At 70.9% G+C, this 1,281-nt stretch carries 1 protein-coding gene; it reads left to right on the top strand.

Annotated elements, in window-relative coordinates; all coding sequences use genetic code 11:
- Positions 1–246: 246 nt before the first annotated feature.
- Positions 247–1,281, top strand: a 1,035-nt coding sequence (locus tag PSD17_RS04580) for an IS110 family transposase (protein WP_339121740.1), incomplete at its 3' end; no start/stop codon positions are given.

Genomic DNA, 1,281 nt, shown 5'->3' on the forward strand with positions numbered 1-1,281 from the left:
CTAATGGGTCCTGTCGGGCTTGGTTGTGCCAGGCTCGGCTCCGGTAGCGGCCAGTGGGTCAGCACTCCCGACCTCCGAGGGTCAAGCTCTACGGTCAGACCGTGCGCCCGCTGGTCGTGAGGGGTCTGGGACTGCTGATGGGATGACGTGCCCCCGGTGTGACGCGTCGGGTGAGCACTTGACCATTAGAGCGCAGTGGCCCCCTCCGCGCTGCCGTTATCGCTGGTAGAGCGGGCGGGAGGCCGGATGACGGTGTTCGTGGGTGATGACTGGGCCGAGGAGCACCACGACGTCGAGTTGCTCGACGACACCGGGAGGCGTCTGGGGCGGGCCCGGTTGCCCGAGGGTATGGGCGGGATGACGCGGCTGCACGAGATGCTCGCCGAGCACCTCGACGACACCGACGTCGACTCCGAGACCGGGATGCTCGCGGCCGGGGCGGTGGTGGTCGGGATCGAGACCGACCGAGGCCCGTGGGTCGCCGCGCTGGTCGCGGCGGGCTACGAGGTGTTCGCGATCAATCCGCTCTCGGCGGCCCGCTATCGGGAGCGGCACTCCACCTCGGGGGCGAAGTCCGACCCGGGCGACGCCCACGTGCTGGCCGAGATCGTGCGCCTGGACCGGGCCCATCACCGGCCGGTGGCCGGGGACTCCGCACAGGTCGAGGGCCTGAAGATGATCGCCCGCACGCACCAGAGCCTGGTCTGGGACCGCACTCGACACGCTCAGCGGCTGCGGCAGGCGTTGCGGGAGTACTTCCCCGCCGCGCTGGACGCGATCGCGGCGGGCCGGTTGGAGCTCGCCGACCCCGACGCCCTCGAACTGCTTGAGCGGGCCGGTGGCCCGGACCGGGCTGCCCGGCTGTCACGGTCGAAGATCGCAGCGATCTTGAAGAAGTCCCGACGCCGTGATGTCGATGCCCGCGCCGAGCAGATCCAGACCGCGCTGCGGGCCCCGGCACTGCGCCAACCTCCGGCGTTGGAGTCGGCCTACGCCGTGGTCGCGGGCACCCAGATCCGGCTGCTTCTAGGGATCATCGCCCAGCTCCCGGCGCTGGAGGAGGTGCTGGGCGAGGGTTTTGGCCGGCACCCGGACGCTGAGATCTACACCAGCCAACCCGGCCTCGGTGTGATCCTCGGGGCCCGGGTGCTCGCCGAGTTCGGAGACGACCCGCACCGCTACCGCGACGCCAAGTCCCGCAAGAACTACGCCGGAACCTCCCCGATCACCCGCGCCTCCGGGCGCCGCACCGTGGTGCTGGCACGCTACGCCCGCAACAAA

Source organism: Pseudonocardia sp. D17, from assembly GCF_036984265.1.
Lineage (GTDB): Bacteria > Actinomycetota > Actinomycetes > Mycobacteriales > Pseudonocardiaceae > Pseudonocardia > Pseudonocardia benzenivorans.